This is a genomic window from Terrimesophilobacter mesophilus (assembly GCF_014200375.1).
Classification (GTDB): Bacteria; Actinomycetota; Actinomycetes; order Actinomycetales; family Microbacteriaceae; genus Terrimesophilobacter; species Terrimesophilobacter mesophilus.
The window spans coordinates 389,138-413,831 of the sequence record NZ_JACHBP010000001.1; the positions used below are offsets into that span (position 1 = coordinate 389,138).

The window sequence follows — 24,694 nt, forward strand, 5'->3', positions numbered from 1 at the left end:
CCGCTTTTCGGTAAGTTTCTGTGCATGGCCGACGATCACTACTTTTCGTCATCACCCGCAAGTGCCCTGCAATTCCGCCCTCTTCGTGTGAACCTGGCCGGCAACGACTACGACCTCACGACCGCGAACGGTATTTTCAGCCCGGAACGCATCGACTCCGGAACGCAGGTGCTCCTCTCGAACACCCCACCGCCTCCGCCAGGCGGCAACCTGCTCGACCTCGGTTGCGGGTGGGGTCCGATCGCACTGACGCTCGCTCTCGAGTCCCCTCGCGCCACCGTGTGGGCTGTCGACGTCAACGAAAGGGCGCTTGATCTCGTCCGACGAAATGCCCAGTCGCTCGGCCTCGACAATGTGAACGCCTGTCGGCCCGAGGATGTTCCCGACGACATCGCCTTCATGACGATCTGGTCGAATCCGCCGATCCGCGTCGGGAAGAACGAGCTGCACAAGATGCTCGAGCAGTGGGTTCCCCGGCTGGAGGCATCATCCGACGCCTGGCTCGTCGTCCAGCGGAACCTCGGCTCGGACTCACTCCACCGCTGGCTCGACAGCACGCTCTCCGGCGAGTTCTCGGTGAGTCGCGCCGCGACGAGCAAAGGGTACCGGGTGCTGCGGGTACGTCGGCGCTAGACCGTCACCATCCCGTCGAAGACGAGTTCGGCCGGCCCGGACAGCGAGACGTGTTCTCCGTCCTCTGCCGGCCACATCCGGACTCCGAGCGTTCCGCCCGGCACGTCCACCCTCCATTGGCTGGGGGCAGACTCCCCCGCCCAGTGTCGCGTCGCGAGCGCGGCAGCGACGGCTCCCGTACCGCAGGAGAGGGTTTCGCCGCTCCCGCGCTCGTGAACCCGCATCCGGATCCTCCCGACGCCATCCTGCACTAGCGGCTCCCGCGGGACGACGAACTCGACGTTGGCGCCGTTCTCCGGCTCAGGGTCGAGCACGGGGATCCAGGCGAGGTCGGCGGACTCCAGTTCCTCTTCGCTGGAGAGTGCAACGATGACGTGCGGGTTTCCGACCTCGATGCCGAGACCCGGCCGTGCGACCTTGAGGTTGCGGGCGCGAACGAGCGGCTCTGAGCCGGACAGCGACCAGCGGCCCATGTCCACCTGGTATCCGGTGGCATTGCCCTGGATATCGCGAACACCGCCGCGGGTCCCGATCGGGAGGGTGTCGCCCGGCCCGAGCTCCGCGAGACCGTTTTCGACCAGGAACTTCACGTAGACCCGGATGCCGTTCCCGCACATCTCCGAGACCGAGCCGTCGGAGTTGTGGTAGTCCATGAACCACTCGGCAGCGTCATCCTCCGCGAGCGCGGCCGCACCGTCCGGGAGACTCCGCGACCTGACCGCACGGATGACGCCGTCGGCCCCGATGCCGAAGTGCCGGTCGCAGAGCGCTCGAATCTGCTCCGGGGTGAGCGTGAGCTTCCCGTCCGGGTCCGCGTACAGGATGAAGTCGTTCCCGGTACCGTGACCCTTGGTGAAGTGAAGCTCAGCCATGCGCCAATGCTAGGGCAACAGTCGCGTCCACCCTGCGCGGGTCCTCGGCGTCGAACCAGTGCGCGTCACGATAGCGTCGGAACCAGCCGACCTGGCGGCGAGCGTAGCGGCGGGTGAGAGCGGAGGCATCCTCGATCGCCTGCACCTCGGTCACGCTCCCCCTCAGCTGGCCGATCGCCTGCGCGTAGCCGATGGCGCGGCGCGCCGTGACCCCGTGCTCGAGACCCACGTCCAGGAGCCCGCGGACCTCGTCGAGGAGCCCCGCCTGCCACATCCCCTGGACCCTCGCGTCGAGTCCGGCCACGAGCGCCGGCCTCGGTGAAGTCAACCCGATGACGAGCGCCGACTCTCGCATCCGGGACTCGTCGGGGAGTCCGGATCCGAAGGGTTCGCCCGTGAGCTCGACGACTTCGAGCGCTCGGACGATCCGTCGGGCATTGTGCGGCCCGATGGCATCCGCCGCATCGGGGTCGAGCTCTGCGAGGCGACGGTACAGGATGCCGCGGCCCCGTGTCTCGAGCTCTGCTTCGAGGCGGGCACGGATGTCGGGATCGGTCCCCGGGAAGTGGAAATCGAAGAGCACTGACGACACGTACAGGCCGGACCCGCCGACGAGGATGGGGACCGCTCCCCGTTCCCGCACCGCGGCGATGAGCCCTAGCGCGCGCTCCTGGTAGTCGGCCACGCTCGCCTCCTGGGTGACGTCGAGGACGTCGAACAGGTGGTGCGGAATCCCTCGTCGCTCCTCGACCGCGAGTTTGGCCGTTCCGATGTCCATGCCCCGATACAGCTGCATCGCATCGGCGTTGATGATCTCCGCAGGATGCCCGCGCTCGTCGAGTCGCTGGGCGACATCCAGCGACAGTGCGCTCTTGCCGGTGCCGGTCGCCCCGACGATGGCGAGGAGTGGTGCCGTCACCGTCGCAGCGTCGGAAGCCCGAGCGAGACGCGTCCGATGCCGACGCCGGCGTCCTCCGGCACGGCGCAACTTGCCGCCTGTGCCCGGTCCCATGCGTCGCCGGCGGTCGTTCTGCGGATGTCGAGGCGGGTTCCGGCCGGCGCATCCGCGATCAGGTGGAAGGGCGCCGCCTCGGAGATCGCGACGGTCACGACGTCGCCGGGGCGCGGAGTCTCGTTCCCCGCGGGGACACTGAAGTGGACGAGTCGCCCATCCCGCGCGCGGCCGGTCAGGCGGTGTGTGTCGGAGTCCTTTCGGCCTTCGCCGTTGGCGACGATGAGCTCGGCGCGGGCTCCGATGAGAGCACGGTTCTCCTCCCAGGAGATCCGGTCCTGAAGTGCCGCCAGCCGCTCGTAGCGCTCCTGGACGACGGCCTTGGGGACCTGGTCCGGCATCGTCGCGGCTGGGGTTCCCTCGCGGATCGAGTACTGGAACGTGAACGCGGACGAGAATCTGGCCAACTCGACGACGCGAAGCGTCTCTGCGAAGTCCTCTTCGGTCTCGCCGGGGAATCCGACGATGATGTCGGTCGTGATGGCGGCATCCGGGATCCTCGCCCTGACCCGATCGAGGATTCCCAGGAACTTCTCCGACCGGTAGCTGCGACGCATCGCCCGAAGGGTGCGATCGGATCCGGACTGGAGCGGCATGTGGAGCTGCGGCATGACGGATGGCGTCTCGGCCATCGCCTCGATGACATCGTCGGTGAACGCGGCGGGGTGCGGGCTCGTGAACCGGATGCGCTCGAGACCGGGGATGCCTCCCGCGGCGCGCAGGAGCTTCGCGAATGCCCCGCGGTCGCCGAATTCCACGCCGTAGGAATTGACGTTCTGTCCGAGGAGGGTGACTTCGATGGCGCCGTCGTCGACGAGTGCTTGGATCTCGGCGAGGATGTCTCCGGGCCGACGATCCTTCTCCTTGCCTCGCAGCGATGGCACGATGCAGAAGGTGCAGGTGTTGTTGCAGCCGACGGAGATCGACACCCACCCGCTGTAGGTCGACTCTCTCCGCGCGGGGAGGGTGGAAGGGAACACTTCGAGCGATTCGAGGATCTCAAGCTGGGCTTCGTCGTTGTGCCGTGCCCGCTCCAGGAGCGCGGGAAGCGACCCCATGTTGTGCGTCCCGAACACGACGTCGACCCACGGGGCCTTCTCGAGGATGATCCCCTTGTCCTTCTGGGCCAGGCATCCGCCGACCGCGATCTGCATCCCCTCGTGTTCTCGCTTCACCGAGGCGAGCATGCCGAGGGTTCCGTACAGCTTGTTGTCCGCGTTCTCCCGCACCGCACAGGTGTTGATGACGACGACGTCGGCGTCACCGTCGATCGCACGGGAGTAGCCGGCCGCTTCGAGGGATCCGCTGAGCCTCTCGGAGTCGTGGACGTTCATCTGGCAACCGAAGGTTCTCACTTCGTAGGTGCGCGGCCGGGCCGCGGTGTCGGTCATCAGGGTCATGGTGGTTCCAGCCTAAGGCTCGCGTTCCTCTCGACGTCCGCTCGACGCCTATTTCTGCGTCAGGGTCACGGTGAGTTCGAGCGCGGTGCGCGTCGTGCGCAGAACAGCATTCAGAACCGATTTCTCCGGGTCCCAGGTGGCGACGTAGTGCGCGTCACCGTTCGCCTCGTCGATGTGGACGGTGAGATACAGGATTCCGTCGGTGACCTTCCAGACGTCGTTCGGGTCGTCGTACGCGTTGTCGCCGTAACTGACCGCCACAGTCCCGCCAGCGTGCAGGGTGAGCGTCGTCAGGTCACCGCCGCTGTCCTTCCCGCTCCAGACGGTGCCATCCGGGTCGATGAGGCCACCGATGTACTTCGAGGTGTCCACGGGCGACGGCGTCGGGCTCACGCTCGTGAGCGGTGAGGATGCTGGTACCGGTTCCAGGAAGCTGCATCCGGACAGTGCAGCGACCGACAGTGCGGCGACGGTCGTTGTCGCGAGCAGCCGCGGTGTGCCGGGTCGTCGCATTCTCACGCACACGATCCTATGTGTTGTCCCGCGGTGTCCTGTCACGGGAGAGAGCGTCGCATCCGAGCGTGCCCTCAGCGAAATCGCACTCCGGACGATTGACGGGGCAGCGTCGCGTGGATGGCCATGCGGACCGTCTCCCCGGAGTATCCCTTGCGCTGAAGGTAGCCGCTGAGCCTGCGCACGGCGGTGTCGTGGTCCAGGTTCCTCAGCTGGGGAGCCCGGCGCTCGGCCAGTTGGGTCGCCCGTTCCAGCTCATCGTCGGCGCCGAGATGCTCGACGGCGGCGTCGATCACGTCCTGGTCGATCCGTCTCCGCCTCAATTCGGCGATCAGCGCTGCCCTTCCGAGGCCTTTGCGCTCGCGGTGGGTGCGGACGATCACCTCGGCGAGCGCCGCATCATCGATGAGGCCGACGCCCTCGAGCCGTTCGAGTTCCACCTCCACCGCGTTGGGTTCCAGGTCGCGTGCGAGCAGGAGCTGACGAAGCTCCCACCGTGACTGGCCGCGGCGAGTCAGGGCGCTCATGCTCACGTTCTCGGCTCGGCGGGCTGCCTTGTCGTGGGCAGTTCGGTCCGGCGCAGGCTCCGCAGGCGTGCGTTCCGGCGGCGCAGCCGGCGGGGTCACCCCCGGAAGGTAGGTGACCTTCGCCAGCGCGCCGTCGGAGCCCATGATCGACCTTCTTCGCCGCTCGGGGTCAGACGGCCTTGCGGCTGGCGAGTTTGTCCTCGATGGAATCGACCGTCCCCGCGGTGCCGGATGGTGCACCGTCCGTGCCGGCACCACCCACTGCGGCATCCTCATCCCTGGCCGCTTCGGCCGCCAGAAGCGCCGCAGCAGCATTCGCCGCCTTCGCCTCCGCGCTGATCCCGAGCTTGGTCATGATCTTGCCCTCGATCTCAGTGGCGATCGCGGGGTTGTCGATGAGGTATTTCCGGGAGTTCTCCTTGCCCTGCCCGAGCTGGTCGCCGTCGTACGTGTACCAGGCACCCGACTTCTTGACGATCTCGTGTTCGACGCCGAAGTCGATGAGGCTTCCCTCGCGTGAGATGCCGGAGCCGTACAGGATGTCGAACTCCGCCTGCTTGAACGGCGGCGCCATCTTGTTCTTGACGACCTTGACCCGCGTGCGGTTGCCCACGGCGTCCGTGCCCTCCTTGAGGGTCTCGATGCGGCGGATGTCGAGGCGCACCGACGCGTAGAACTTGAGCGCCTTGCCTCCGGCGGTGGTCTCCGGGCTGCCGAAGAACACGCCGATCTTCTCACGCAGCTGGTTGATGAAGATCATGGTCGTGTTCGTCTGGCTGAGGCCACCGGTGAGCTTGCGCAGCGCCTGCGACATGAGCCGCGCCTGGAGTCCGACGTGCGAATCGCCCATCTCCCCCTCGATCTCCGCACGGGGAACGAGCGCGGCGACGGAGTCGATGACGATGAGGTCGATCGATCCGCTTCGAACGAGCATGTCGGCGATCTCGAGCGCCTGCTCCCCCGTGTCGGGCTGGGAGACCAGGAGAGAGTCGATGTCGACGCCGAGCGCCTTCGCGTACTCCGGGTCGAGCGCGTGCTCCGCGTCGATGAAGGCGGCGATGCCCCCTCCGCGCTGCGCGTTCGCGATCGCGTGGAGGGTGAGCGTGGTCTTGCCGGAGGACTCCGGTCCATAGATCTCGACGATGCGGCCGCGTGGGAGGCCTCCGATGCCGAGCGCGACGTCCAGTGCGATGGATCCGGTGGGGATGACCGCGACCGGCGCGCGTTCGTCACTGCCGAGGCGCATGACGGAGCCCTTGCCGAACTGGCGGTCGATTTGGGCGAGTGCTGTGTCGAGTGCCTTCTCGCGATCTGCTGGTGATGCCATGGGTGGCTCCTTCTGCTCGTAACCGGTGTGCCTGTAGGCTGCCGTTCCTCCCACCGCCGATGGTGCAGGGCAAGTGGGTTCCGCGACAAGGCGTGTGGCCGCGTTCGCCAACGAATCAGACAGTACGCCCGACGGGTGACATTTCTCGGCACCGACGGACCCGCTGTTGACAACTCGTTTTCGATTGCTGCTGTGCAGGAGCCTACACAGCTACGAAGGAATGTTCGATACCAGTCGTCGGCGTGTCACGACGGCGGACGCAGACCGACACCGTGCCTCCGCGCCTCTGGCACGTCGTTCGCCCGGCACAGTGCGAGCCACACCGCGCGAGCGGGGACCCCGGCATCCAGCGCCTGGTCTGAGGTCAGATCGTCGAGCTCTCCGAGCACGAGATCCCGGGTGAGGGCATTTCCGTACGCCTCGCCGAACTCGGCGGCGACCGCTCGACGGAACTCGCTCAGCCGCACGCTGTCGCACTCACCCGCGGACGGACCCGTCGACGCGACCGTCGATGCACGGAACGCTCCGGGCCGAAGCATCCGGAGCGTTCTCGTGATGAACTCAGCGGACCACCAGGTCCGCGTCGAAGTCCGCGACGAGGTCGTCGGGGACGGTGTCGGGAATGATGTTGATGCCCTCGATGACAGCGAGACGATCGCCCACCTCGCGCATGATGACGGAGATCGGCGTGTCGAGAGCATCGGCGACGGATGCGAGGATCTCCGAACTCGCTTCCTTCTGGCCGCGCTCCACCTCGGACAGGTACCCGAGGGCTACGGACGCCTTACTGGCGACCTGGCGAAGGGTGCGACCCTTCTGCAGACGAAAGTCCCGGAGAACATCTCCGATTTCCTGACGAACTAGAACCATTGGACCCTCCTCTTCGTGCTCTTCGAACCTACCGCTTCGAGCCGCGTGCAACTGTCACGTGAACCCGTCACTTTACAACCTACTGCGATCAAACTCTAACCAGTGCTTTCTGTACGGCCATTGTGAATCACCAGTTGTAACGAGATCGATGCTGGACCTATTCCCTCTCATCGACCAGTCCCCGTTCGAGTGCCTTCGACAGCCATGCGAGCGATTGCGACACCGTCTCCGACCTGATGTCGTCGCGAGAACCATTGAGATCGAGCCGCTTCGCCCGGGTCATGTCTCCCATCGACAAGCCCAGATAGACGGTCCCCGGCGGGTCGGTGCCCTGCGCATCCGGACCGGCGACACCGGTCGTCGAGAGCCCGATGTCGGCCGGCCTGCCGGCGACCCCTAGCCGCTCGCGAACGTTCCTCGCCATCTGGATGGCGACATCCGGGTCGACGGGGCCGGTGGCGGCCAGCAGCTCGGCGTCGACACCGAGGAGCGTGTGCTTGAGTCCGGTGTTGTACGCGACCACGCCGCCGTTCACGACGAGGGATGCGCCGGCCGGCGCGATGAGTTCGGCGACGAGGAGCCCACCCGTGAGCGACTCCGCGACGGCAACGGTGAGCGCCCTGGCCGTGAGGAGGGCGATGAGCTCCCGCGCGTCGGTCATGTCACCTGGCTTCGATGTGGCCTCTGCCGTGGCGGATGGCCTTCACGAGATAGTCGGCGCCGGTGACAAGCGTGAAGGCGAGCGCGATCGCCATGAGCACGGCGTTGAACCAGTGCATCCAGTCGCCCAGCAGGAGCCACACGGGCACGAGGTAGAACGAGATCGCGATCGCCTGCACGATCGTCTTGAGCTTGCCGCCACGGGATGCCGGGATGACGCGGTCGCGCACGACCGCGAGCCGGAACACCGTGATCCCGAACTCGCGCACGAGGATCAGGATCGTGACCCACCACCACAGTTCGCCGAGGATCGAGAGCGTCACGAGGGCGCCGCCGATGAGCACTTTGTCGGCGATCGGATCCAGGATCTTGCCGAAGTCGGTGACGAGGTTCTGGCGGCGAGCAAGCAACCCGTCCACGCTGTCGGTGACGATCGCGAGAATGAACAAGGCAGCGGCGACATAGCGCAGGGCACCGAATTCGTGATTGTCGGCGAAGAGCAGCCAGATGAAGACCGGTGCGAGGAAGATGCGCACGACGGTGATGATGTTCGCCACGTTCCCGGTACTCGCCGGAGTGTCCCCGCTTCTGGCGACCCTGCCGCGCATCGGATTCGACCGACCGGAACCTTTTGGCGTTGGCGGTGTCGCGGGGAGTGCCACCGTTACTCCCTGTCGGTCAGCTTCCAGGCGTCATCTGGAGACGAGCCTTCCACTTCATCGTATCCGCTCGACACCGCCTCGACCGGATCGGCGTCATAGCGATCCTCCGATGAGCCCTCCGGTTCCGAGTCCATGCCGCGCAGCTTCGCGAGGACGCTCGGCAACTGCTCCGCGGAGACGAGGACGTCGCGCGCCTTGGAACCCTCAGAGGGGCCGACGATCTCGCGCGACTCCAGGAGGTCCATGAGCCGCCCGGCCTTCGCGAATCCGACGCGCAACTTCCGCTGCAGCATCGAGGTCGAGCCGAACTGGGTACTGACGACGAGTTCTGCTGCAGCCAGGAGCACGTCGAGGTCGTCGCCGATGTCGCCGTCGATCGCGCGGTGCTCCGTCGCCGCGGCGACATCCTTGCGGTATTCGGGGCGCGCCTGCGCTGTGACGTGCTTGACGACGGCGGCGACCTCGCTCTCGCTCACCCAGGCGCCCTGTACACGCATGGCCTTGGACGCCCCCATGGGCAGGAACAGGGCGTCGCCCTGCCCGATGAGCTTGTCCGCGCCCGGCTGGTCGAGGATGACGCGGGAGTCGGTCATGCTGCTCACGGCGAACGCCAGCCGGCTCGGCACATTGGCCTTGATAAGTCCCGTCACGACGTCGACGCTCGGGCGCTGGGTGGCGAGCACGAGGTGGATGCCGCTCGCGCGGGCGAGCTGGGTGATCCGCACGACGGAGTCCTCGACATCCCTCGGGGCCACCATCATGAGGTCGGCGAGCTCGTCGACGACCACGAGCAGGTACGGGTACGGTTTGAGTTTGCGCTCGCTCCCCGCCGGCAGCGTGATCTCCCCCGCGACGATCGCAGCGTTGAAGTCGTCGATGTGGCGGTATCCGAAGCTCGCGAGGTCGTCGTAGCGCATGTCCATCTCCTTCACGACCCAGGACAGTGCTTCCGCCGCCTTCTTCGGGTTCGTGATGATGGGTGTGATGAGGTGCGGGACGCCCGCGTAGTGAGCGAGTTCGACGCGCTTGGGGTCGATGAGGACCATGCGGACCTCTGCAGGCTTCGCGCGCATGAGAAGGCTCGTGATCATCGAGTTGATGAAGCTCGACTTCCCGGAACCAGTCGCCCCAGCCACGAGCAGATGGGGCATCTTGGCGAGGTTCGCCACCACGAAACCGCCTTCGACGTCCTTGCCGACGCCGATCGTCATCGGATGCGCGCTCGAGGTGCTCGCCTTCGACCGCAGCACGTCACCGAGCGAGACGATCTCCCGGTCGGTGTTGGGGATCTCGACGCCGATGGCGCTCTTGCCGGGGATCGGCGAGAGGATGCGCACCTCGTTGCTCGCCACGGCGTAGGAGAGGTTCTTGCTGAGCGCTGTCACCCTCTCGACCTTCACCCCGGGCCCGAGCTCGATCTCGTACCGCGTCACAGTCGGGCCGCGGCTGAACCCCGTGACGACGGCATCCACCTGGAACTGGGTGAGCACGTCCGTGATCGACCGCACGATCTCGTCGTTCGCTCCGGACCTCGTCTTCGCCGGAGTTCCGGGCTCCAGGACGCTGGATGCGGGAAGCCGGTACGGCGCTGTCGGCTGGTGCGCGGAGGTGTCGTCGAACTCCCCGGCTCTGCCCTTCTCGGATGCGGTGGAGGCGATCCCCGGCAGCATCTCGGTCGCCGAACCATCGAGCACAGACCCGTCACGGACAGCATCGTCGCGGATGCCCGTCGCGGGCACCGCATCCACTTCTCCGGTGAAGCGCTTGACGGCCTCCTCCGCCTTGAGCAGGTCTTCGATGAGGTCGATGCCGAATTCGTCCTTCGGCGTGTGGTCGATGACCTCCGTACGGGCGTTGATGAGCACGGGGCTGTCGAACGCCGGTTCATCCTCCCGCTCAGTCTTGTTGCGTCGCCACCACGGGACCTGGTCGGAGTCCCCGCCCAAGTCCAGGTCTTCGAGCGTTCCGAGCGAGATCGACTCGGTCTTCGCGGCTTTTCTGGCGGCGAGTTCCTCTGGGGCGGGAAGTTCGGCTCCGAACAGGTACGCGTAAAGTTCGCGAAAGCGGTATCCGATGCGGTTGGGCGGTGTCTTCGTGATGATGAAGAGGGACAGCAGCAGCAAGAGAACGATGAGCGGCACTGCCACCCAGACGCTCAGGTACGTCGCGAGAGGCATCCCGAGAATGAATCCGACGATGCCACCTGCTTGAGCGAATGCGCCGATCGGTTCGCCCCACGCCGGCAATCCACCGAAGATGTGGCAGAGCGCGCTGATGCTCGCCACAAGGATGCCCATCCCCACGCCGATCCGGCCGTTGTCGTGCACGGACGACGGATGCCGGAAGAACCAGACGGCGAGCACGAGGAGGATCACCGGGAGTGCAAAAGCGAGTCGCCCGAACGCTCCACCGAACGTATATGCGTCGAGGGCGATCGCGACGGGGTGATGCGGGAAGAACCATTCGACGACCGCGCCGCCGACGGCCAGCAGGAAGAAGAAGAATGGCACGCCATCGCGAAGTTCTTCCTTCGCGAGCGTTTCCTTGCCGAACAGGCGAGCGCCGCCTCCGACGACATGGGCCAACCCGAGCCAGGCCGTCGCCAGCGGATTCTGGACAGGCGTCGGCGTCGGCTTGCGCCTCGGGTTCGAGGTCCGCGCAGGGGCGGATCGCGCCCGCGTCGCCGTCGTGCGGGCGCGCGAGGTCGACCGTGCTGCAGGGGTCGACGACGTGCGCGTAGCCATGGGCCCTACGCTACTGGGGCGCTCCGTCAATGCCCGGGAGACTCCGGGGAGTGTCTCAATCCCCGCGTCAAGGTCACGCCTCGATACGGTGTCTCTCGCTGACCGAGGCTACGCCTCGATGACGACGGGAACGATCATCGGCCGACGCCGATGCTGTGTGTTGACCCAACGGCCGACCGTTCGACGGATGACCTGGCTGAACGCGTGCGTGTCGCGCGTGCCGTTCTCCGCGGCATCCGTGAGCGCCCTGACGATCTGCGGCTTGACATCGTCGAAGACGGATTCGTCCTCCGCGAACCCGCGGGACTGGATCTCCGGACCCACGATGATCCGCCCGGTCTGCGGGTCGATCGCCGCGAAGATGGAGATGAAGCCCTCTTCCGCGAGGATGCGACGGTCCTTGAGGTCGGCCTCGGTGATCTCGCCGACGGTCGAACCGTCGACGTACACGTAACCCAGATCGAGCTGCCCGGCGACCTCGACGATGCCGTCCTTGAGATCGAGGACGGTACCGTCCTCGGCGATGAACGTGTTCTCCTCAGGGACACCCGTGTCGATGGCAAGCCGCTGGTTCGCGACGAGGTGGCGGTATTCGCCGTGCACGGGAAGCACGTTCTTCGGCCGGATGATGTTGTAGCAGTACAGCAGTTCGCCCGCGCTCGCGTGGCCGGACACGTGCACTTTCGCGTTGCCCTTGTGCACGACGGTCGCACCGAGCTTCGTGAGCCCGTTGATGACTCGATAGACGGCGTTCTCGTTCCCGGGGATGAGGCTCGATGCGAGGATGACGGTGTCGCCCTTGCCGACCTCGATCTGATGTTCGAGGTTCGCCATGCGGGCCAGAACCGCCATCGGCTCCCCCTGCGACCCCGTGCTCATGTACACGACGCGGTTGTCGGGGAGTTCTGCGGCCTTCTTGGTATCGATGAGCACGCCCTCTGGCACCTTCAGATACCCCAGATCCGCCGCGATGGTCATGTTGCGCACCATCGACCTGCCCATGAAAGCGACCTTGCGTCCGTTCGCCTGTGCGGCATCCAGCACCTGCTGGACACGGTGTACGTGACTCGAGAAACTCGCCACGATGACCCTGCGCGGCGCTTTCGCGATGACGGATTCGAGTACGGGCCCGATGGCGCGCTCCGACGCGGTGAAACCGGGGACGTCCGCGTTCGTCGAATCCACGAGGAACAGGTCGACGCCGGCCTCGCCGAGTCGGGCGAACGCCCTCAGGTCGGTGATGCGGCTGTCGAGCGGCAACTGGTCCATCTTGAAGTCGCCCGTGGCGAGCACCACCCCGGCACTCGTCGTGATGGCGACGGCGAGGGCATCCGGGATCGAGTGGTTCACCGCGATGAACTCGAGATCGAACGGCCCCAGCCTCTCGTGCTGGCCCTCCCTGACCTCGAGCGTGTACGGCGTGATGCGGTGTTCCTTGAGCTTCGCCTCGATGAGTGCGAGCGTGAGCCCGGATCCCAGAAGCGGGATGTCCTGGCGCAGCCGCAGAAGATAGGGCACTGCGCCGATGTGATCCTCGTGCCCGTGGGTGAGCACGATGCCGAGGATGTCGTCCAGCCGGTCCCGTACGGGTGCGAAGTCCGGCAGGATCAGGTCGACGCCGGGCTGGTTCTCCTCGGGGAAGAGCACACCGCAGTCGACGATGAGCAACTTGCCATCGATCTCGAAGACGGTCATGTTGCGGCCGATCTCGCCGAGCCCCCCGACGGGAATGATGCGCAGGGTTCCCGGCGCGAGGGTACGCGGTTCGTGCACTGAGGAGTTCATCGCGTTGTTCCCGCCACCTTCGGTAGTGCTCCCCCAGCCGCTGCATTGCGGTCGGGTCGGAAGTTGCTGAGGTCGAGGCCGGGGATCTCGCCGATCCGAGCGAGATCGTCCTCGATCTGCGCCGCCTCGAAGTCCTCAGGGCCGACCAGAGGGAGCCGCACGCGCGGCGAACCGATCCGCCCCAGCCCGTGCAGCACGTACTTGGCTGCGACGGTGCCCGGCACGTGGGTCATGAGCGCCCTCACGAGCGGCTCGAGGAGCTTGTGGGCCGCCGTGGCCTCCGCGATCCTCCCGGCGTTGACCGCGTCGACGATCTGGCGGTACGGCCGTGTGGCCACGTTCGCCGTGACCCCGACCAGCCCGGCCGCCCCGATCGCCAGGTGCGGCAGGACGTTCGCGTCGTCACCGGAGAAGTAGTACAGGTCGGTCTCGTTGAGAACGCGGCTGACCTGGCTGAAGTCGCCCTTGGCATCCTTGATCGCGAGGATGTTCGGGTGCTTCGCCGCACGCACGATCGTCTCGTAGTTGATCGGCACGCCGGTGCGGCCGGGGATGTCGTAGAGGATCACCGGAAGGTCTGTGGCATCGGCGATGAGGCGGAAATGGGTGAGGATGCCGGACTGCGTCGGCTTGTTGTAATACGGCGTCACAATCATGACGCCGTCTGCGCCCGCCTTCTCACTCGCCTTGTACAACTGCATCGCGTGGGCGGTCTCGTTGGAGCCGCCCCCCGTGATGATCTTCGCTCGCCCGGCGGCGACCTGCTTGCCCACCTCGACGAGTCTGACCTTCTCCGGGTCGGTGAGCGTGCTCGTCTCGCCCGTCGTCCCACTCACCACGATGCCGTCGGCGCCATCGTTGATGACGTCGTCGATGTGCTTCTCGACGCCGGCCCAGTCGACCTCGCCATCGGCGGTGAACGGGGTCACCAGGGCGACGAGCACCTGGCCGAACGGATTCTCTCGAGTGGTCACGGGTTACAGGCTATCGCGGCGGGATGGCGCGCAGGTCAGGTGCTAGGGCGCGACGCGGCCATTCCCGTTGAATGCCGCATAGGTGAGCGGCATGAGCTCCGCGAAATGCTCCTCCATCTTCTCGGCGCACATCTCGATCTCCCGCTGGGGGAACGACGGGAAGTGGCTTCCATCGCGCTTGGTGCGCAGACTCAGGAAGTTCATGAGCGAACGCGCGTTCATCGTCACGTACATCGAGGAGTAGATCGTGAGCGGGAGCACGATGCGGGCGACCTCGCGCGCAACCCCGGCCTCGAGCATCCGCTGGTATGCGTCGAACGCGTGCCGGGAGACGTCGCGCGTCTGCTGTTCCACGAGCGCCGTCTGCTCCGCCGTGCCCGCATGGAACTCGTATGCGCCAGGCTTGCCGGTCTGAATGAGTTTGCGCTCCGCCGACGGCACGTAGAACACCGGGTTCAGTTCCCGGTAGCGTCCGGACTCCTCGTTGTAGGAGGCGATGCGGTGGCGCATGAACTCGCGGAACACGAAGATGGGCGCCTGCACGTAGAACGTCATCGAGTTGTGCTCGAACGGAGAACCATGCCGGTCGCGCATGAGGTAGTTGATGAGACCGCGGTTGCGCTTCTCGTCCTGCTCGGTCTGGGCGCCGTCGAGCTGGCTGGACTCGAGGGTCTGCTCACCCTGGGTCGACACGCGCGCGGCGAACAGGACATCGGAGTCGTGGGCGCTCGATCGAACGAGTTCGACTGTCACATCCGAGCGGAACTGGATGGGTTGCTGGGCATCTTCTGGCACACCTCGACGATAGCGAAGTGCGTCTGGGGCGACGCAGGGCCACGCCGCAACGCCGCTAGGGCCGACGCTCGCCCGACCCTCGTTCGAGCGCTATCGCCTGGCGGATGGCGCCCCGCGCCCTCCGCCGATCCCCGCACGCGTCGTAGGCGATGCCCAGGCGGTACCAGGACTCCCAGCGTCCCGGAGCAGCCTCTGCCTCATCCCGGTACCGCCCGAACACCGCCTCCGCCGCCGTCCGCTCGACCCGGCCACTCGGAAGGCGGGGCAGTCCGGCCAGAGGCAGCTCCCCCTCTGCTGCCAGCATCCGACCGAGTCGTTCGCTGCGGAAACCGAAGACGACCTCGACGACGAGCGCCCACGCACCCACGACCGGGAGGACGAAGAGCGCGATGCCGAGCCCCTTGGCGACCGGCTCGTCGACCAGGATGAGCCGGATGGCGAGCTGGGCGACGAGCACGAGATAGAGCGCGAGAAGCGCGGCCATGACGGCCACGAAGATTCGAGATGTCACCCTGCGGGTTCCCCCGGAGAGTCCGGCCCGCCGACGGCATCGAGCCCGAGGAGCGAGTCGAGCCCCACCGTCAGGCCCCTCGCAGCCGGAAGCGCCCTTAGGGCGAGCAGGATCCCGGATTCGTAGGCGGAGGCTGACACCGTGTCGTGCGCAATCGTCAGGCTTTCACCCACACCGCCGAAGTGCACGTCCTGGTGCGCGACGGCGCCCTGCAACCTCAGGCTGTGCACCGGGATTCCCGCGACCAGTTGTCCCCGTGCCCGCTGGTCGGTGTGCGGCGCGTCGACGAGGCCACGGTCGCGGCGAGAATCCGCCATGAGCTCTGCCGTTCGCACGGCGGTCCCGGACGGCGAGTCGAGCTTCGATCGCCCGTGCGTCTCGATGATCTCGATGGAGTCGAAGTACCGTGCCGCCACCATGGCCAGTCGCGTCGCGATGACGGAGCCGAGCGAGAAGTTCGGCACGACGATGACGCCGGTGCCCGGATGGGACTCGAGCAGGGACGCGAGGGGAGCGAGCCGGTTCGCCGACCAGCCGCTCGTGCCGACGAGGATGTTGAGGCCGTGCTCGACGGCGAAGGCGACCACCTCGGGGCTCACGGCCGGAACGGAGAAGTCGACCACGACATCCGCGCCGACCATCTCGGACAACTCACCGGAGGACCCGATCGTCGCCGCGAGTTCGAAGTCGTCGGACTGCTCGACGAGCCGACACACCAGGCTTCCCATCCGCCCCGCGGCACCCACGACAGCGACCCGTACAGTCATGTCGCCAATCTATCAACCGCTCAGACCTAGGCTTGCACCGTGACGTTTCGAGAGACGGTGCCGTCGGACCCCGTAGCCCATGGATTGCTGTCCGACTATTTCGCGAGCCGGGAGCTCGGATTCACCGGTGCGAACGGATACACGATCGTGCACCCTGGCGATGAGCAGTTCACTCCGCCGCACGGTGTCTTCCTCGTCGTCGAGTTCGACGGGGAGCCGGTCGGATGCGGCGGGATCCGTGCCATCGACGCCGGACCGGACGGCGGCGTGCGCTTCGAGGTCAAGCACTTGTGGGTGGATCCGAGGGCGCGCGGCACGGGACTGGGCGGAAGCCTTCTGGACGAGCTGGAGTCGCGGTCGATCGGTTTCGGCGCGACTGAAGCGGTGCTGGACACGAACTCGAGCCTCGAATCGGCTGCCGCCCTCTACCGCTCCCGCGGGTATGTCGCCATCGCCCCCTACAACGACAATCCGAACGCGACGAACTGGTACGGAAAGGCGCTGCACCGCCCGGACTGATCCGCAGGGGCGTCGCAGGGCCGACGTCAGTACGGCTGCTCCTCCGGCAGGCCCGTGCGCAACTCCGTCGGCAGGTGCCCGAGGTCGTTGTGGGTGACGAGCACGGGCGGCTTCGCCGTGCGCACCCGGATGATGGTGAGGCCGCAGTTCGCCTGGTTGAGTCCCATCCAGCGCCACGCCGGAGCCCCGAACACCTCACGGACGAACCAGGCGATCACGAAGTTGTGGGTGATGAGCAGCTCGTGCCGCTCTCCCCTCGCAGGAGACAACCACTCCGAGACGGCGTCCGCCATCTGGGCCTGGCCCGCCTCGACCTCCTCGGTCGTGACCGCCCCGAAGAACGAATCGAACGAATGGGGCATATCCGGCGTCGGCCCGCTCGGGAAGCAGTCCATGAGGAGTGCGCTCGGTTTCGCCTCCAGGTCCGGGATCTTCTTGGTCATGATCGTCGCGGTCTCCTGCGCTCGCTGCAACGGCGAATGCCACGCGGCGTCGAACGGCACGGATGCGAGCCTCGACGCGATCGCGCGGGCCTGCCGGTTTCCCCGGGCTGACAGGGGGCCGTCCGGCATGCCGTGCTCGGCATCCTGCTGTTCGCCGTGCCGCACGAGATACAGGAAGTGGGACATCGTTGTCCTCCCATTGCAGTGATTCAGTGTGTTGTGCCGCGTTCAGGCCGCGGTGGCCGAAGTCTCCGATGCTGCGGCGAAGACGCCATCGTCGCTCGAGCCGACGGCCGCGATGCTCAGTGGACGCGCGACGAGGTCGAGTGCGAGCTCGGCGACATCGCCGATCGTGACCCTCTCCAACCGCGCGAGCGCTTCGTCGAGGTCGACGAACTCGCCGAGAGTGATTTCGGAACGGCCGAGACGCGACATGCGCGTGTCGGAGTCTTCGAGGGCGAGCGCGGATGCCCCGCCGAGCTGGCCCTTCGCCCGCGCGAGCTCGTCAGCCGTGATCCCGTCGGAGGCGAGCCGGTGGAACTCCGCGACCATGAGCTCGGAGACGGCGCCGGCCTTGGCGGGCGAGCAGCCGGCATAGAGACCGAACAGGCCGGCATCCGAATAGCTCGGAGCGAACGAGTAGACGGAGTAGGCGAGGCCGCGCTTTTCGCGCACCTCCTGGAACAGCCTCGACGACATCCCGCCACCCAGCACGGCGTTCAGGACCCCCATGGCGTTCTTGCGATCGTCGGTCGCCGTGATGCCGGGGACACCGACAAGGATGTTCACCTGTTCGATGGGTCGCTGGATGACGGTCAGCGCACTACCGCGCTCGAGCGCGCCGCCTGCGGTGTCCCGGCGTGCCACGGGCGCGGCATGGGCCGTGGTGACCCAGCCTGCCTTCGCGAGGGCCGCCGTGACGCGAGAGACCAGTTCGTCGTGGGGAACAGCCCCCGCCGCGGTGATGACGAGGTCCTGCGGCCGATAATTCGACCGGTAATGCTCCGCGACGGCATCGCGAGAGACCTCCCGAATGGACTTGGCGCTCCCGCCGATCGGCCGGCCGAGCGGATGTTCGCCGAGCACGGCCTCGAAGAATCGCTCGTTGACGAGATCCGCGGGATCGTCATCGGCCATCGCGAGCTCTTCCAGGATCACGCCGCGCTCGGTCTCGAACTCGTCCGGATCCAGAACCGACGACGTGATCATGTCGCACAGCACATCGACGGCCATGGGCAGGTCCTTGTCGCGAATCTTCGCGTAATAGCAGGTGTATTCCTTGGCGGTCATGGCGTTGTGCTCTCCACCGACGGCGTCGAAGCTCACGGCGATGTCGAGCGCACTGCGCCGCGTCGTCCCCTTGAAGAGGAGGTGCTCGAGGAAGTGGGTGGACCCGAAGTGTCCCGGCAGCTCGTCACGGGATCCCACGGCGACCCAGAAGCCGATGGTTGCGCTCCGCGCCCCAGGCACGTGCTCCGTCAGGATCCGCACGCCGTTCGGGAGTATCGTCCGCCGCACCGCGCAGTCCCCCGTTGCGGTGAATGCGAGTTCCTGCACGTCCAGGGGTAAGCCGACTGCACCATTCATCACGAACGAGCCTAAGTCATTGTCGGCACCCTATCCGCGCCGATTCCGGTTGTCCCCGCAACTGGGGTACGAATACACCGAATGAATGTGGACAAACAGACTTGTCTGTCCCCAATTTCATGTTATGGTTGTGCTTCAAGGGATGAGGACAGAGGTTCGGCCCCCGGCCAGACTTCCTGACAACCGAGCCAACCCGAAGGCCCGGTTGTCAGGTCTCATCCCCGGCACTACTGCACGTACTGGACTTCTGCGGTGGACTCCACAGCAGAACGCAGCGCCGGATTTACCCCCCAGATCCGGCCCCGCTCCCAGACGACAGTGAGGATACCTAGCCGATCTGCCAGAGGGAGCCGTGCTGTGACGATTGTTGATCATGATCCAACGTCACAGCGCGCTCCCTGGGCGAAGCAGCGCATCCTCGACACGGCCACCGAGCTGTTCTACGAGGAGGGCATCCGCCTCGTCGGCGTCGACCGGCTCATCAGTGCGTCCCAGGTGACCAAGGCCACGTTCTACAAGCACTACCGCTCGAAGGACAACCTCGTCGTGGCCTACATCGCTGGGCGCCATGCGCACGACAAGGAATTTCTCGAAGAACTCGTCCGCAACAGCGCCGGGCCGCGCGAGGCGCTCGTCGCCATCGTCGGCATCATCGTCGCCGAGTTGCAGAGTGCAGACTTCCGCGGCTGCGCGTTCCTGAACGCCGCCGCAGAATACCCGAATGCCGACCACCCCATTCGCGAGCTCGTGCTCGAGCACCGCGACTGGTACTCGGCACTCGTCGAATCGCTACTGGCCGAACTGGGCCATCCGCTTCCCGGCGAGGGTGCCGACGACTTCGTGGTCGCACGGGATGGAGCCATGTCCGGCGGCTACGCCGGCGACCCGATCGCAGCGGCGGGGGCACTTCAGCGCGCGACCTCGAGGATCCTGGACTCGGCGCGTTCCTAGCCGGCCTCGCCTGCGCCGGCCGGCCCCGCACCGGCTACGCCGAGACGTCGTCGAGTGCTGCCACCTGCTGGCGGGTCAGGACGACATCCACCGCGGCCATGAGGTCGGCCACCTGCCCGGGATTGCTCGCACCGACGACCGGCGCCGTCACGGTGCTGCGCGACAGCAGCCAGGCCAGGGCCACGGTCGCGGGAGCGCAGTCCAGTTCTGTCGCAATGCGGTCCAGGGTCGCAAGGACCTTCTGGCCGCGACGATTCAGGTGGGTCTCGGCATCCCCCCCGAGCACGATGTTGCCCGTGGAATTGAGGTCGAGCTCGGACCTGGTGCGATAGTTGCCCGCGAGGAAGCCGCCGTCGAGCGCGAATCGCGGCATGACGCCGAGCGCCTGCTGGTCGGCCATCCCGGCGAGTGAACCCTCGAACTCGCGGCGATGCAGGAGGTTGTAGCGGCACTGGAGCGCTGTGAACGGGGTCAGGCCGAGCTGTCCGGCAATGATCCTCGCCTCCAGGATGCGATTCGCGGAATGATCGGATGCCCCGACGAACCGCACGGTTCCGCGGCGGATGTTCTCGTCGACGGCGACGAGAGTCTCCTCGAACGGCACTGACTCGTCGTCGTAGTGGAGGAAGAGCACGTCGATCCGGTCGGTGCGCAGCCGGGTCAGACTCGCTTCGATCGAGGCCGACACGGCGCTCGACGTCAGGCCCGGGTTCTGTGCGCTCTTGCCGATCTTCGTGGCCACGACGACGTCATCGCGGACGCCACGCGATCGCATCCAGTCGCCGATGATGGATTCGCTTCTGCCCGCTGCGTAGGAGTCCGCCGTGTCGATCAGATTGCCGCCGAGGTCGCGGTACGCGTCCAGGATGCCGTAGGCGGAATCCTCCGAGGCGGTCCATCCGAACGCATTCCCTCCGATGGCGATCGGAAAGACGCGAGGGCCGGACGCCCCCAGCACCCGCCGTCGCGCCAGAGTGGGGAAACGGGCATCCGCTTCGTCAATCGGCAGCACGGTGGTCACGGGGTGAGGGTATTCCACGCCGGCGCCCTTCCTCGACATCCCCCGCCGATCGTTATGAGTGTTTTACTATCGGGAGAGGCACTGCGACGGCGATGCGCGAGCGATTGAGGATGTGATCCTGTGGTCAACGACCCGAACTGGCGACTTCCGATCGTCCCCGGGTTCGATCTGTCGAGTCCGGATGTCCGACCGGGCGACTACCTCCCGATCTGGGCGAGGACCGCGTCGGCCGGAGGCGAGGACCGCTCCCCCACCCTCAGCTGGAGCGGTGCCCCGGAGGGCACGAGGAGTTTCGTCGTCACCGTCTTCGATCCTGACGCGCCGACGAGTAGCGGGTACTGGCACTGGGCGGTGCACGACATCCCTGCGAGCGTCACGGCGCTGCCTGCGGACGCCGGCAATCCGGATTCCGGGCTGCTGCCGGAGGGTGCGATCACGATCGCGAACGAGTCCCGCGCCACACGATTCGAGGGCGCGGGGCCGCCGCCGGGCGATGGCGACCACCGCTACGTGTTCACGGTGTCCGCGCTCGACGTCGAGCATCTCGAACTGCCGGACGGGTGCACGCCGGCGATGCTCGGCGTCGTCATGCGGAACTCGGTCATCGGCCGAGCCCAGTTCACCGCACTCGCCTCGACTCCTGCCGCGGGCTAGGAGCCGCCTGGCGCTCAGCGCGCCGCGAGTTCTCTCGCGTGCTCGATCGCCTCGGGGGTGTCGGCGAACACCCGCCCGGCGTCGGTGAGCCTTGGCGCGGAGGTGAGAGCCGACAGCACCTTGCGGTGGCCGGGGCGAATACCGGAGAGCAGAACGACGATCCCGCGCTTCTCGAGCCGGGCGATGGCATCGTCGAGCATGAGGGCACCGGTCGCGTCGATCGTGCTCAGCCGGCTCATCCGCAGGATGACGACAGCGACATCCGTGACCTCGGAGAGTTCGAGCAGGAACCGATGGGCCGCGCCGAAGAACAGCGCACCGTCGAGCCGGAACGCGACGATGCGGTCGTCGAGCAGGCTCTGCTCCTCGTCAGCATGGTCGGATTCGTCGAGAGGGACGCGAGAGACCTGCGCCGATCTCGCCACCGCGCGCAGCGCCACGACCCCGGCAAGGGCGAGCCCGACGATGACCGCTGTCACGAGGTCGATCGCGACCGTCACGCCGAAGGTGATGACGAGCACTATCGCATCGCCGCGGGAGGAGCGCAGGATGCTGCGGATCGCCCCGACCTGCACCATCTGCACCGTCGTGGCCAGCAGCACCCCTCCGAGAGCAGCGAGCGGGATGACTCCGACGAGCGGTGCCGCGACGAGGATGAACAGCAGGAGCACGATCGAGTGCGACAGCGAGGCGAGACGGGACCGGGCTCCGGCCCGGACGTTGACCGCAGTGCGGGCGATCGCGGCTGTCGCGGGGACGCCGCCGAAGAAGGGGACGACGAGGTTCGCAATGCCCTGTCCGAAGAGTTCGCGATCCGGGTTGTGCTTCTGCCCGACGCTCATGGCGTCGGCCACTGTCGCGCACAGCAGGCTCTCGAGCGCCGCGAGTGCGGCGACGGCGACGGCGGAGGGCACGAGGGCGGCGAGCGCGACCGGGTCGAAGAATCCGGCGGACGGAGCGGGGATGCCGCGCGGCAGCTCGCCGACGACGCCGAGCTCAGGGGCCAGGAAGTATGCGACGGCCGTGGCCAGGGCGACGGCGACGAACGACAGCGGAAACGCCGGCTTCCAGCGGGCGCCCAGCAGGATGACCGCCGCGACGCCGAGCGCGATCGCGACCGGGATCGGGTCCGGCGACTGGACGAAACGCGCGGCCGCGTCGATGGCGAGGTCGACCACGCGCTCCTGGCCGCCCGGCGCGACTCCGAGCATGTTGGGCAGCTGCTGCAGGGCGATCACGACGGCGATCCCCGCGGTGAACCCTTCGACGAGGGAGGACGGCAGGTAGCGCACATAGCGTCCGATGCCGGAGACGGAGAGCGCGACCAGGATGATGCCGGCCATGACACCCACCTGCAGCACGCCGGAGGGCCCGAACTCGTGCACGACCGGGATGAGCACGACCGTCATGGCACCCGTGGGCCCGGAGACCTGCAGGTTGCTGCCGCCGAAGATCGCGGCGAGGGCGCCGGCGATCACCGCGGTCGTGAGACCGGCCTCTGCACCGAGCCCCGATGCCACGCCGAAGGCCAGAGCGAGGGGCAGTGCGACGATCGCGACGGTGAGGCCCGCGATGAGATCGCGCCCGGGCGAGCGCGTGGCGGCGGTGAGGTCGGAGCGAACCGGCAGGAGGCTCCTCAGGAAGGTGCGTCCCGCTGACATCCGCCGCTTCACCGACGCGGGCCTGCGGCGGTCTTCGCGGTCCTCGATCCCTCCTCTTCGAGCGAGGCGAGGATGGTGCGGGAGTCTTCGAGGTTCGTCATGAGCAGCTGCTTCGCGACGGCGAGCAGCTGTGACACCCGAGGGTCACGCAGCGAGTAGAAGATCGTGTTGCCGTCGCGCCTGGTCACGACGACGTTCGCGCGCCGCAGTACGGCGAGCTGCTGGGAGAGCTGGGTGACCTCGAGGTCGAGCCGGTCGGCGAGTTCGCCGACGGAAACCTCCCCCAGGACGAGCTGCTCGAGCGCACGCACGCGCACCGGATGCGCGAGCGCCTTGAAGAGGTCGGCCTTGAGGGCCGCAACGGGGAGTTCTGTGGTCACTGCTCAACTATATTGCAGATTTGCAGAATAGCCAATCTGCTGATTCACGAACTAGTTCCCCGCCGTCGCCGTCCGGCGATCACTTCCCGGCGTCGGACCTGCGCAGGATGCCCGCAGCGTGACGCAGAACGGGTTCGTCGACCATCATCCCCTCGTAGCGGAACACCCCGTTCTCGTTCGACGCCGCCGCGATGACGCCCTGCGCCCAGGCGAACTCCTCCGCCGAAGGGCGATACGCCTCCAGGATCGCGGCGACCTGGCCGGGGTGAATGCAGGCGCTTGCGGCGAATCCGCTCGCCGCGGCATCCTGTGCTTCTGCCGCAAGCCCGTCGAGATCATCGATTGCGACGTGGACGGCGTCGATCGCGGCCTTGCGATGCGATCCGGCCGCGAGCAGCACCGAGGACCTCGCGTGCCGGGCGACATCGCGATACCGGCCGTCGCGATCGCGGCTGGAGGTGCCGCCGAGGGAGGCGACGAGATCCTCTGCGCCCCACATGAGTGCGACGACGGAGTCGTGCGCAGCGAGGGCGGGCGCCGCCAGGACCCCTTCCGCCGTCTCGCACAGCGCCACGACTCCGTACCCGTCGAGCGCTCCGATCTGGTGAGGGGACCTGGCCTTGGGCAGCATGACGGTGCGGTAGTGCGTGCGCTCCAGCACCGCCAGGTCAGCGGCGAAATCGTCGGAGTCCGCCGCGTTCACCCGCACGATCGTCGTCGCTGGGTCGAGCTGGTGGGCGACCAGCGCCTCCCGCGCGGCCGGTTTGTCGTCCGCCGCCACGGCATCCTCCAGGTCGAGGATGACCCCCGGTGATCGCGCCGCCGCCTTGTCGAACCGATCTGGTCGGTCCGCAGGGCAGAACAGCAGGGCGGACGGGAAGTCGAAACTCATTGCGCCGCTTCTTCGCACCAGACCAGCGTGTTGCGCACCGCCGTCGCGACGACGACGCCGTCCTGGTTCTTCGCCGTGTGGTGAAGGGTCACGATGCCCTGCCCGGGACGAGACTTCGACAGGCGCTTGGCGCGCACGAGAGTCTGCGAGTACAGCGTGTCCCCGTGGAATACCGGATGCGGGAACACCACCTCGTCGAAGCCGAGGTTCCCGACGATCGTGCGCTCCGTGAGTTGCGCGACTGAGCTGCCGACCATCGTCGACAGTGTCAGCATCGAATTCACCAGGCGCTGACCGAACGGCTGCGTGGCAGACCAGGCCGCGTCGAGATGGAGGGACTGCGAATTCATCGTCATGGTCGTGAACAGGATGTTGTCCGATTCTGAGATCGTGCGCCCCGGCCGGTGGAGATACAGCGCTCCGACCTCGAACTCCTCGAAGTACAGGCCGCGCTGGAGAATCTCGCGTCCCTGGCCCGCGGCCCCGGATCCCGCTGTCTGGTCTGGCATCCCTGTCCTCCCTCTCCTGCTCAGG

Annotated in this window: 27 protein-coding genes; 4 read left to right on the forward strand and 23 right to left on the reverse strand. The window is 66.9% G+C overall.

All coding sequences use genetic code 11. The features are described 5' to 3' along the window. Positions 1-24 precede the first annotated feature (24 nt). Positions 25-633 (forward strand): class I SAM-dependent methyltransferase, encoded by a 609-nt coding sequence (locus BKA04_RS01885; RefSeq protein WP_104094895.1) that lies wholly within the window; start codon positions 25-27, stop codon positions 631-633. Here the strand turns inward: BKA04_RS01885 and dapF are convergent. The 16 genes from dapF to dapB form a co-directional block, all read right to left on the reverse strand. After that, the gene (dapF, locus tag BKA04_RS01890; RefSeq protein WP_104094896.1) at positions 630-1,505 is read right to left on the reverse strand and encodes a diaminopimelate epimerase; all 876 of its coding nucleotides are present in this window, start codon (positions 1,503-1,505) and stop codon (positions 630-632) included. The genes BKA04_RS01885 and dapF overlap by 4 nt on opposite strands. Then, the gene (gene miaA / locus BKA04_RS01895) at positions 1,498-2,424 is read right to left on the reverse strand and encodes a tRNA (adenosine(37)-N6)-dimethylallyltransferase MiaA (RefSeq protein WP_232841932.1); all 927 of its coding nucleotides are present in this window, start codon (positions 2,422-2,424) and stop codon (positions 1,498-1,500) included. The genes dapF and miaA overlap by 8 nt, the downstream gene beginning before the upstream one ends. Next, positions 2,421-3,908 carry a tRNA (N6-isopentenyl adenosine(37)-C2)-methylthiotransferase MiaB gene (miaB, locus tag BKA04_RS01900; RefSeq protein ID WP_104096571.1) on the reverse strand — a complete coding sequence of 496 codons (1,488 nt, stop codon included), beginning with the start codon at positions 3,906-3,908 and terminating at the stop codon, positions 2,421-2,423. The genes miaA and miaB overlap by 4 nt, the downstream gene beginning before the upstream one ends. Before the next feature lie 57 nt (positions 3,909-3,965). Then, the gene (locus BKA04_RS01905) at positions 3,966-4,436 is read right to left on the reverse strand and encodes a hypothetical protein (RefSeq protein ID WP_134542210.1); all 471 of its coding nucleotides are present in this window, start codon (positions 4,434-4,436) and stop codon (positions 3,966-3,968) included. A 68-nt stretch (positions 4,437-4,504) separates the two neighbouring features. Then, the gene (locus tag BKA04_RS01910; RefSeq protein WP_167309633.1) at positions 4,505-5,101 is read right to left on the reverse strand and encodes a regulatory protein RecX; all 597 of its coding nucleotides are present in this window, start codon (positions 5,099-5,101) and stop codon (positions 4,505-4,507) included. A 25-nt stretch (positions 5,102-5,126) separates the two neighbouring features. Beyond that, the gene (recA, locus tag BKA04_RS01915; RefSeq protein WP_104094900.1) at positions 5,127-6,284 is read right to left on the reverse strand and encodes a recombinase RecA; all 1,158 of its coding nucleotides are present in this window, start codon (positions 6,282-6,284) and stop codon (positions 5,127-5,129) included. A 245-nt stretch (positions 6,285-6,529) separates the two neighbouring features. Continuing rightward, positions 6,530-6,823 carry a DUF3046 domain-containing protein gene (locus tag BKA04_RS01920; protein WP_104094901.1) on the reverse strand — a complete coding sequence of 98 codons (294 nt, stop codon included), beginning with the start codon at positions 6,821-6,823 and terminating at the stop codon, positions 6,530-6,532. A 22-nt stretch (positions 6,824-6,845) separates the two neighbouring features. After that, on the reverse strand, positions 6,846-7,154 hold the full coding sequence (locus tag BKA04_RS01925) for a helix-turn-helix domain-containing protein (RefSeq protein ID WP_104094902.1): 309 nt from the start codon (positions 7,152-7,154) through the stop codon (positions 6,846-6,848). Between the two features lie 157 nt (positions 7,155-7,311). Further along, on the reverse strand, positions 7,312-7,815 hold the full coding sequence (locus BKA04_RS01930; RefSeq protein WP_104094903.1) for a CinA family protein: 504 nt from the start codon (positions 7,813-7,815) through the stop codon (positions 7,312-7,314). A gap of 1 nt (position 7,816) precedes the next feature. Then, complete coding sequence (gene pgsA / locus BKA04_RS01935) at positions 7,817-8,476, reverse strand: CDP-diacylglycerol--glycerol-3-phosphate 3-phosphatidyltransferase (protein WP_408646429.1); 660 nt, start codon at positions 8,474-8,476, stop codon at positions 7,817-7,819. A 2-nt stretch (positions 8,477-8,478) separates the two neighbouring features. Next, positions 8,479-11,220: an FtsK/SpoIIIE family DNA translocase gene (locus BKA04_RS01940; protein ID WP_104094905.1), complete on the reverse strand. Its 2,742-nt coding sequence runs from the start codon at positions 11,218-11,220 to the stop codon at positions 8,479-8,481. A gap of 108 nt (positions 11,221-11,328) precedes the next feature. After that, positions 11,329-13,005 (reverse strand): ribonuclease J, encoded by a 1,677-nt coding sequence (locus tag BKA04_RS01945; protein WP_104094906.1) that lies wholly within the window; start codon positions 13,003-13,005, stop codon positions 11,329-11,331. Further along, positions 13,002-13,979, reverse strand: coding sequence for a 4-hydroxy-tetrahydrodipicolinate synthase (dapA, locus tag BKA04_RS01950; RefSeq protein WP_104094907.1), 978 nt, complete (start codon positions 13,977-13,979; stop codon positions 13,002-13,004). Before dapA ends, BKA04_RS01945 begins: the two co-directional genes overlap by 4 nt. A 42-nt stretch (positions 13,980-14,021) precedes the next feature. Continuing rightward, positions 14,022-14,774 carry an FAD-dependent thymidylate synthase gene (gene thyX, locus BKA04_RS01955; protein ID WP_104094908.1) on the reverse strand — a complete coding sequence of 251 codons (753 nt, stop codon included), beginning with the start codon at positions 14,772-14,774 and terminating at the stop codon, positions 14,022-14,024. A 55-nt stretch (positions 14,775-14,829) separates the two neighbouring features. Then, positions 14,830-15,285, reverse strand: coding sequence for a hypothetical protein (locus BKA04_RS01960; RefSeq protein ID WP_174719808.1), 456 nt, complete (start codon positions 15,283-15,285; stop codon positions 14,830-14,832). Beyond that, entirely contained in the window at positions 15,282-16,052 is a 771-nt protein-coding gene (dapB, locus tag BKA04_RS01965) for a 4-hydroxy-tetrahydrodipicolinate reductase (RefSeq protein WP_104094909.1), read from the reverse strand. The genes BKA04_RS01960 and dapB overlap by 4 nt, the downstream gene beginning before the upstream one ends. 39 nt (positions 16,053-16,091) lie before the next feature. On the opposite strand from dapB, the gene BKA04_RS01970 reads away from it, so the two are divergent. Next, positions 16,092-16,571, forward strand: a complete 480-nt coding sequence (locus BKA04_RS01970; RefSeq protein ID WP_104094910.1) for a GNAT family N-acetyltransferase — start codon at positions 16,092-16,094, stop codon at positions 16,569-16,571. Positions 16,572-16,597: 26 nt separating this feature from the next. Here the strand turns inward: BKA04_RS01970 and BKA04_RS01975 are convergent, their stop codons facing one another. Continuing rightward, the gene (locus BKA04_RS01975; protein ID WP_104094911.1) at positions 16,598-17,200 is read right to left on the reverse strand and encodes a histidine phosphatase family protein; all 603 of its coding nucleotides are present in this window, start codon (positions 17,198-17,200) and stop codon (positions 16,598-16,600) included. Between the two features lie 42 nt (positions 17,201-17,242). Next, positions 17,243-18,601 (reverse strand): M16 family metallopeptidase, encoded by a 1,359-nt coding sequence (locus BKA04_RS01980; RefSeq protein WP_104094912.1) that lies wholly within the window; start codon positions 18,599-18,601, stop codon positions 17,243-17,245. Between the two features lie 357 nt (positions 18,602-18,958). Here BKA04_RS01980 and BKA04_RS01985 point away from each other — a divergent pair, with 357 nt between their 5' ends. Continuing rightward, positions 18,959-19,552: a TetR/AcrR family transcriptional regulator gene (locus tag BKA04_RS01985; RefSeq protein ID WP_232841933.1), complete on the forward strand. Its 594-nt coding sequence runs from the start codon at positions 18,959-18,961 to the stop codon at positions 19,550-19,552. Between the two features lie 34 nt (positions 19,553-19,586). Here BKA04_RS01985 and BKA04_RS01990 read toward each other — a convergent pair whose 3' ends face one another. Continuing rightward, on the reverse strand, positions 19,587-20,573 hold the full coding sequence (locus BKA04_RS01990) for an aldo/keto reductase (RefSeq protein ID WP_167309634.1): 987 nt from the start codon (positions 20,571-20,573) through the stop codon (positions 19,587-19,589). 120 nt (positions 20,574-20,693) lie between these two features. On the opposite strand from BKA04_RS01990, the gene BKA04_RS01995 reads away from it, so the two are divergent. Then, positions 20,694-21,227, forward strand: coding sequence for a YbhB/YbcL family Raf kinase inhibitor-like protein (locus BKA04_RS01995; RefSeq protein ID WP_104094914.1), 534 nt, complete (start codon positions 20,694-20,696; stop codon positions 21,225-21,227). 14 nt (positions 21,228-21,241) lie between these two features. On the opposite strand, the gene BKA04_RS02000 is transcribed toward BKA04_RS01995, so the two are convergent. The 4 genes from BKA04_RS02000 to BKA04_RS02015 form a co-directional block, all read right to left on the reverse strand. Further along, on the reverse strand, positions 21,242-22,888 hold the full coding sequence (locus BKA04_RS02000) for a SulP family inorganic anion transporter (protein ID WP_104094915.1): 1,647 nt from the start codon (positions 22,886-22,888) through the stop codon (positions 21,242-21,244). Between the two features lie 8 nt (positions 22,889-22,896). Next, positions 22,897-23,268 carry an ArsR/SmtB family transcription factor gene (locus tag BKA04_RS02005; protein WP_104094916.1) on the reverse strand — a complete coding sequence of 124 codons (372 nt, stop codon included), beginning with the start codon at positions 23,266-23,268 and terminating at the stop codon, positions 22,897-22,899. 79 nt (positions 23,269-23,347) lie between these two features. Beyond that, on the reverse strand, positions 23,348-24,160 hold the full coding sequence (locus BKA04_RS02010; RefSeq protein WP_104094917.1) for an HpcH/HpaI aldolase/citrate lyase family protein: 813 nt from the start codon (positions 24,158-24,160) through the stop codon (positions 23,348-23,350). Beyond that, positions 24,157-24,669 carry a MaoC family dehydratase gene (locus BKA04_RS02015; RefSeq protein WP_104094918.1) on the reverse strand — a complete coding sequence of 171 codons (513 nt, stop codon included), beginning with the start codon at positions 24,667-24,669 and terminating at the stop codon, positions 24,157-24,159. Before BKA04_RS02015 ends, BKA04_RS02010 begins: the two co-directional genes overlap by 4 nt. Positions 24,670-24,694 lie beyond the last annotated feature (25 nt).

Bases quoted from the DNA above. Each gene is read 5' to 3' on its own strand.
- BKA04_RS01885 (WP_104094895.1), top strand. From the start codon at position 25: ATGGCCGACGATCACTACTTTTCGTCATCACCCGCAAGTGCCCTGCAA.
- dapF (WP_104094896.1), bottom strand. From the start codon at position 1,505: ATGGCTGAGCTTCACTTCACCAAGGGTCACGGTACCGGGAACGACTTC.
- miaB (WP_104096571.1), bottom strand. From the start codon at position 3,908: ATGACCGACACCGCGGCCCGGCCGCGCACCTACGAAGTGAGAACCTTC.
- BKA04_RS01910 (WP_167309633.1), bottom strand. From the start codon at position 5,101: ATGGGCTCCGACGGCGCGCTGGCGAAGGTCACCTACCTTCCGGGGGTG.
- recA (WP_104094900.1), bottom strand. From the start codon at position 6,284: ATGGCATCACCAGCAGATCGCGAGAAGGCACTCGACACAGCACTCGCC.
- BKA04_RS01920 (WP_104094901.1), bottom strand. From the start codon at position 6,823: ATGCTTCGGCCCGGAGCGTTCCGTGCATCGACGGTCGCGTCGACGGGT.
- BKA04_RS01925 (WP_104094902.1), bottom strand. From the start codon at position 7,154: ATGGTTCTAGTTCGTCAGGAAATCGGAGATGTTCTCCGGGACTTTCGT.
- BKA04_RS01930 (WP_104094903.1), bottom strand. From the start codon at position 7,815: ATGACCGACGCGCGGGAGCTCATCGCCCTCCTCACGGCCAGGGCGCTC.
- BKA04_RS01940 (WP_104094905.1), bottom strand. From the start codon at position 11,220: ATGGCTACGCGCACGTCGTCGACCCCTGCAGCACGGTCGACCTCGCGC.
- BKA04_RS01945 (WP_104094906.1), bottom strand. From the start codon at position 13,005: ATGAACTCCTCAGTGCACGAACCGCGTACCCTCGCGCCGGGAACCCTG.
- dapB (WP_104094909.1), bottom strand. From the start codon at position 16,052: ATGACTGTACGGGTCGCTGTCGTGGGTGCCGCGGGGCGGATGGGAAGC.
- BKA04_RS01975 (WP_104094911.1), bottom strand. From the start codon at position 17,200: ATGTCCCACTTCCTGTATCTCGTGCGGCACGGCGAACAGCAGGATGCC.
- BKA04_RS01980 (WP_104094912.1), bottom strand. From the start codon at position 18,601: ATGAATGGTGCAGTCGGCTTACCCCTGGACGTGCAGGAACTCGCATTC.
- BKA04_RS02000 (WP_104094915.1), bottom strand. From the start codon at position 22,888: ATGTCAGCGGGACGCACCTTCCTGAGGAGCCTCCTGCCGGTTCGCTCC.
- BKA04_RS02010 (WP_104094917.1), bottom strand. From the start codon at position 24,160: ATGAGTTTCGACTTCCCGTCCGCCCTGCTGTTCTGCCCTGCGGACCGA.
- BKA04_RS02015 (WP_104094918.1), bottom strand. From the start codon at position 24,669: ATGCCAGACCAGACAGCGGGATCCGGGGCCGCGGGCCAGGGACGCGAG.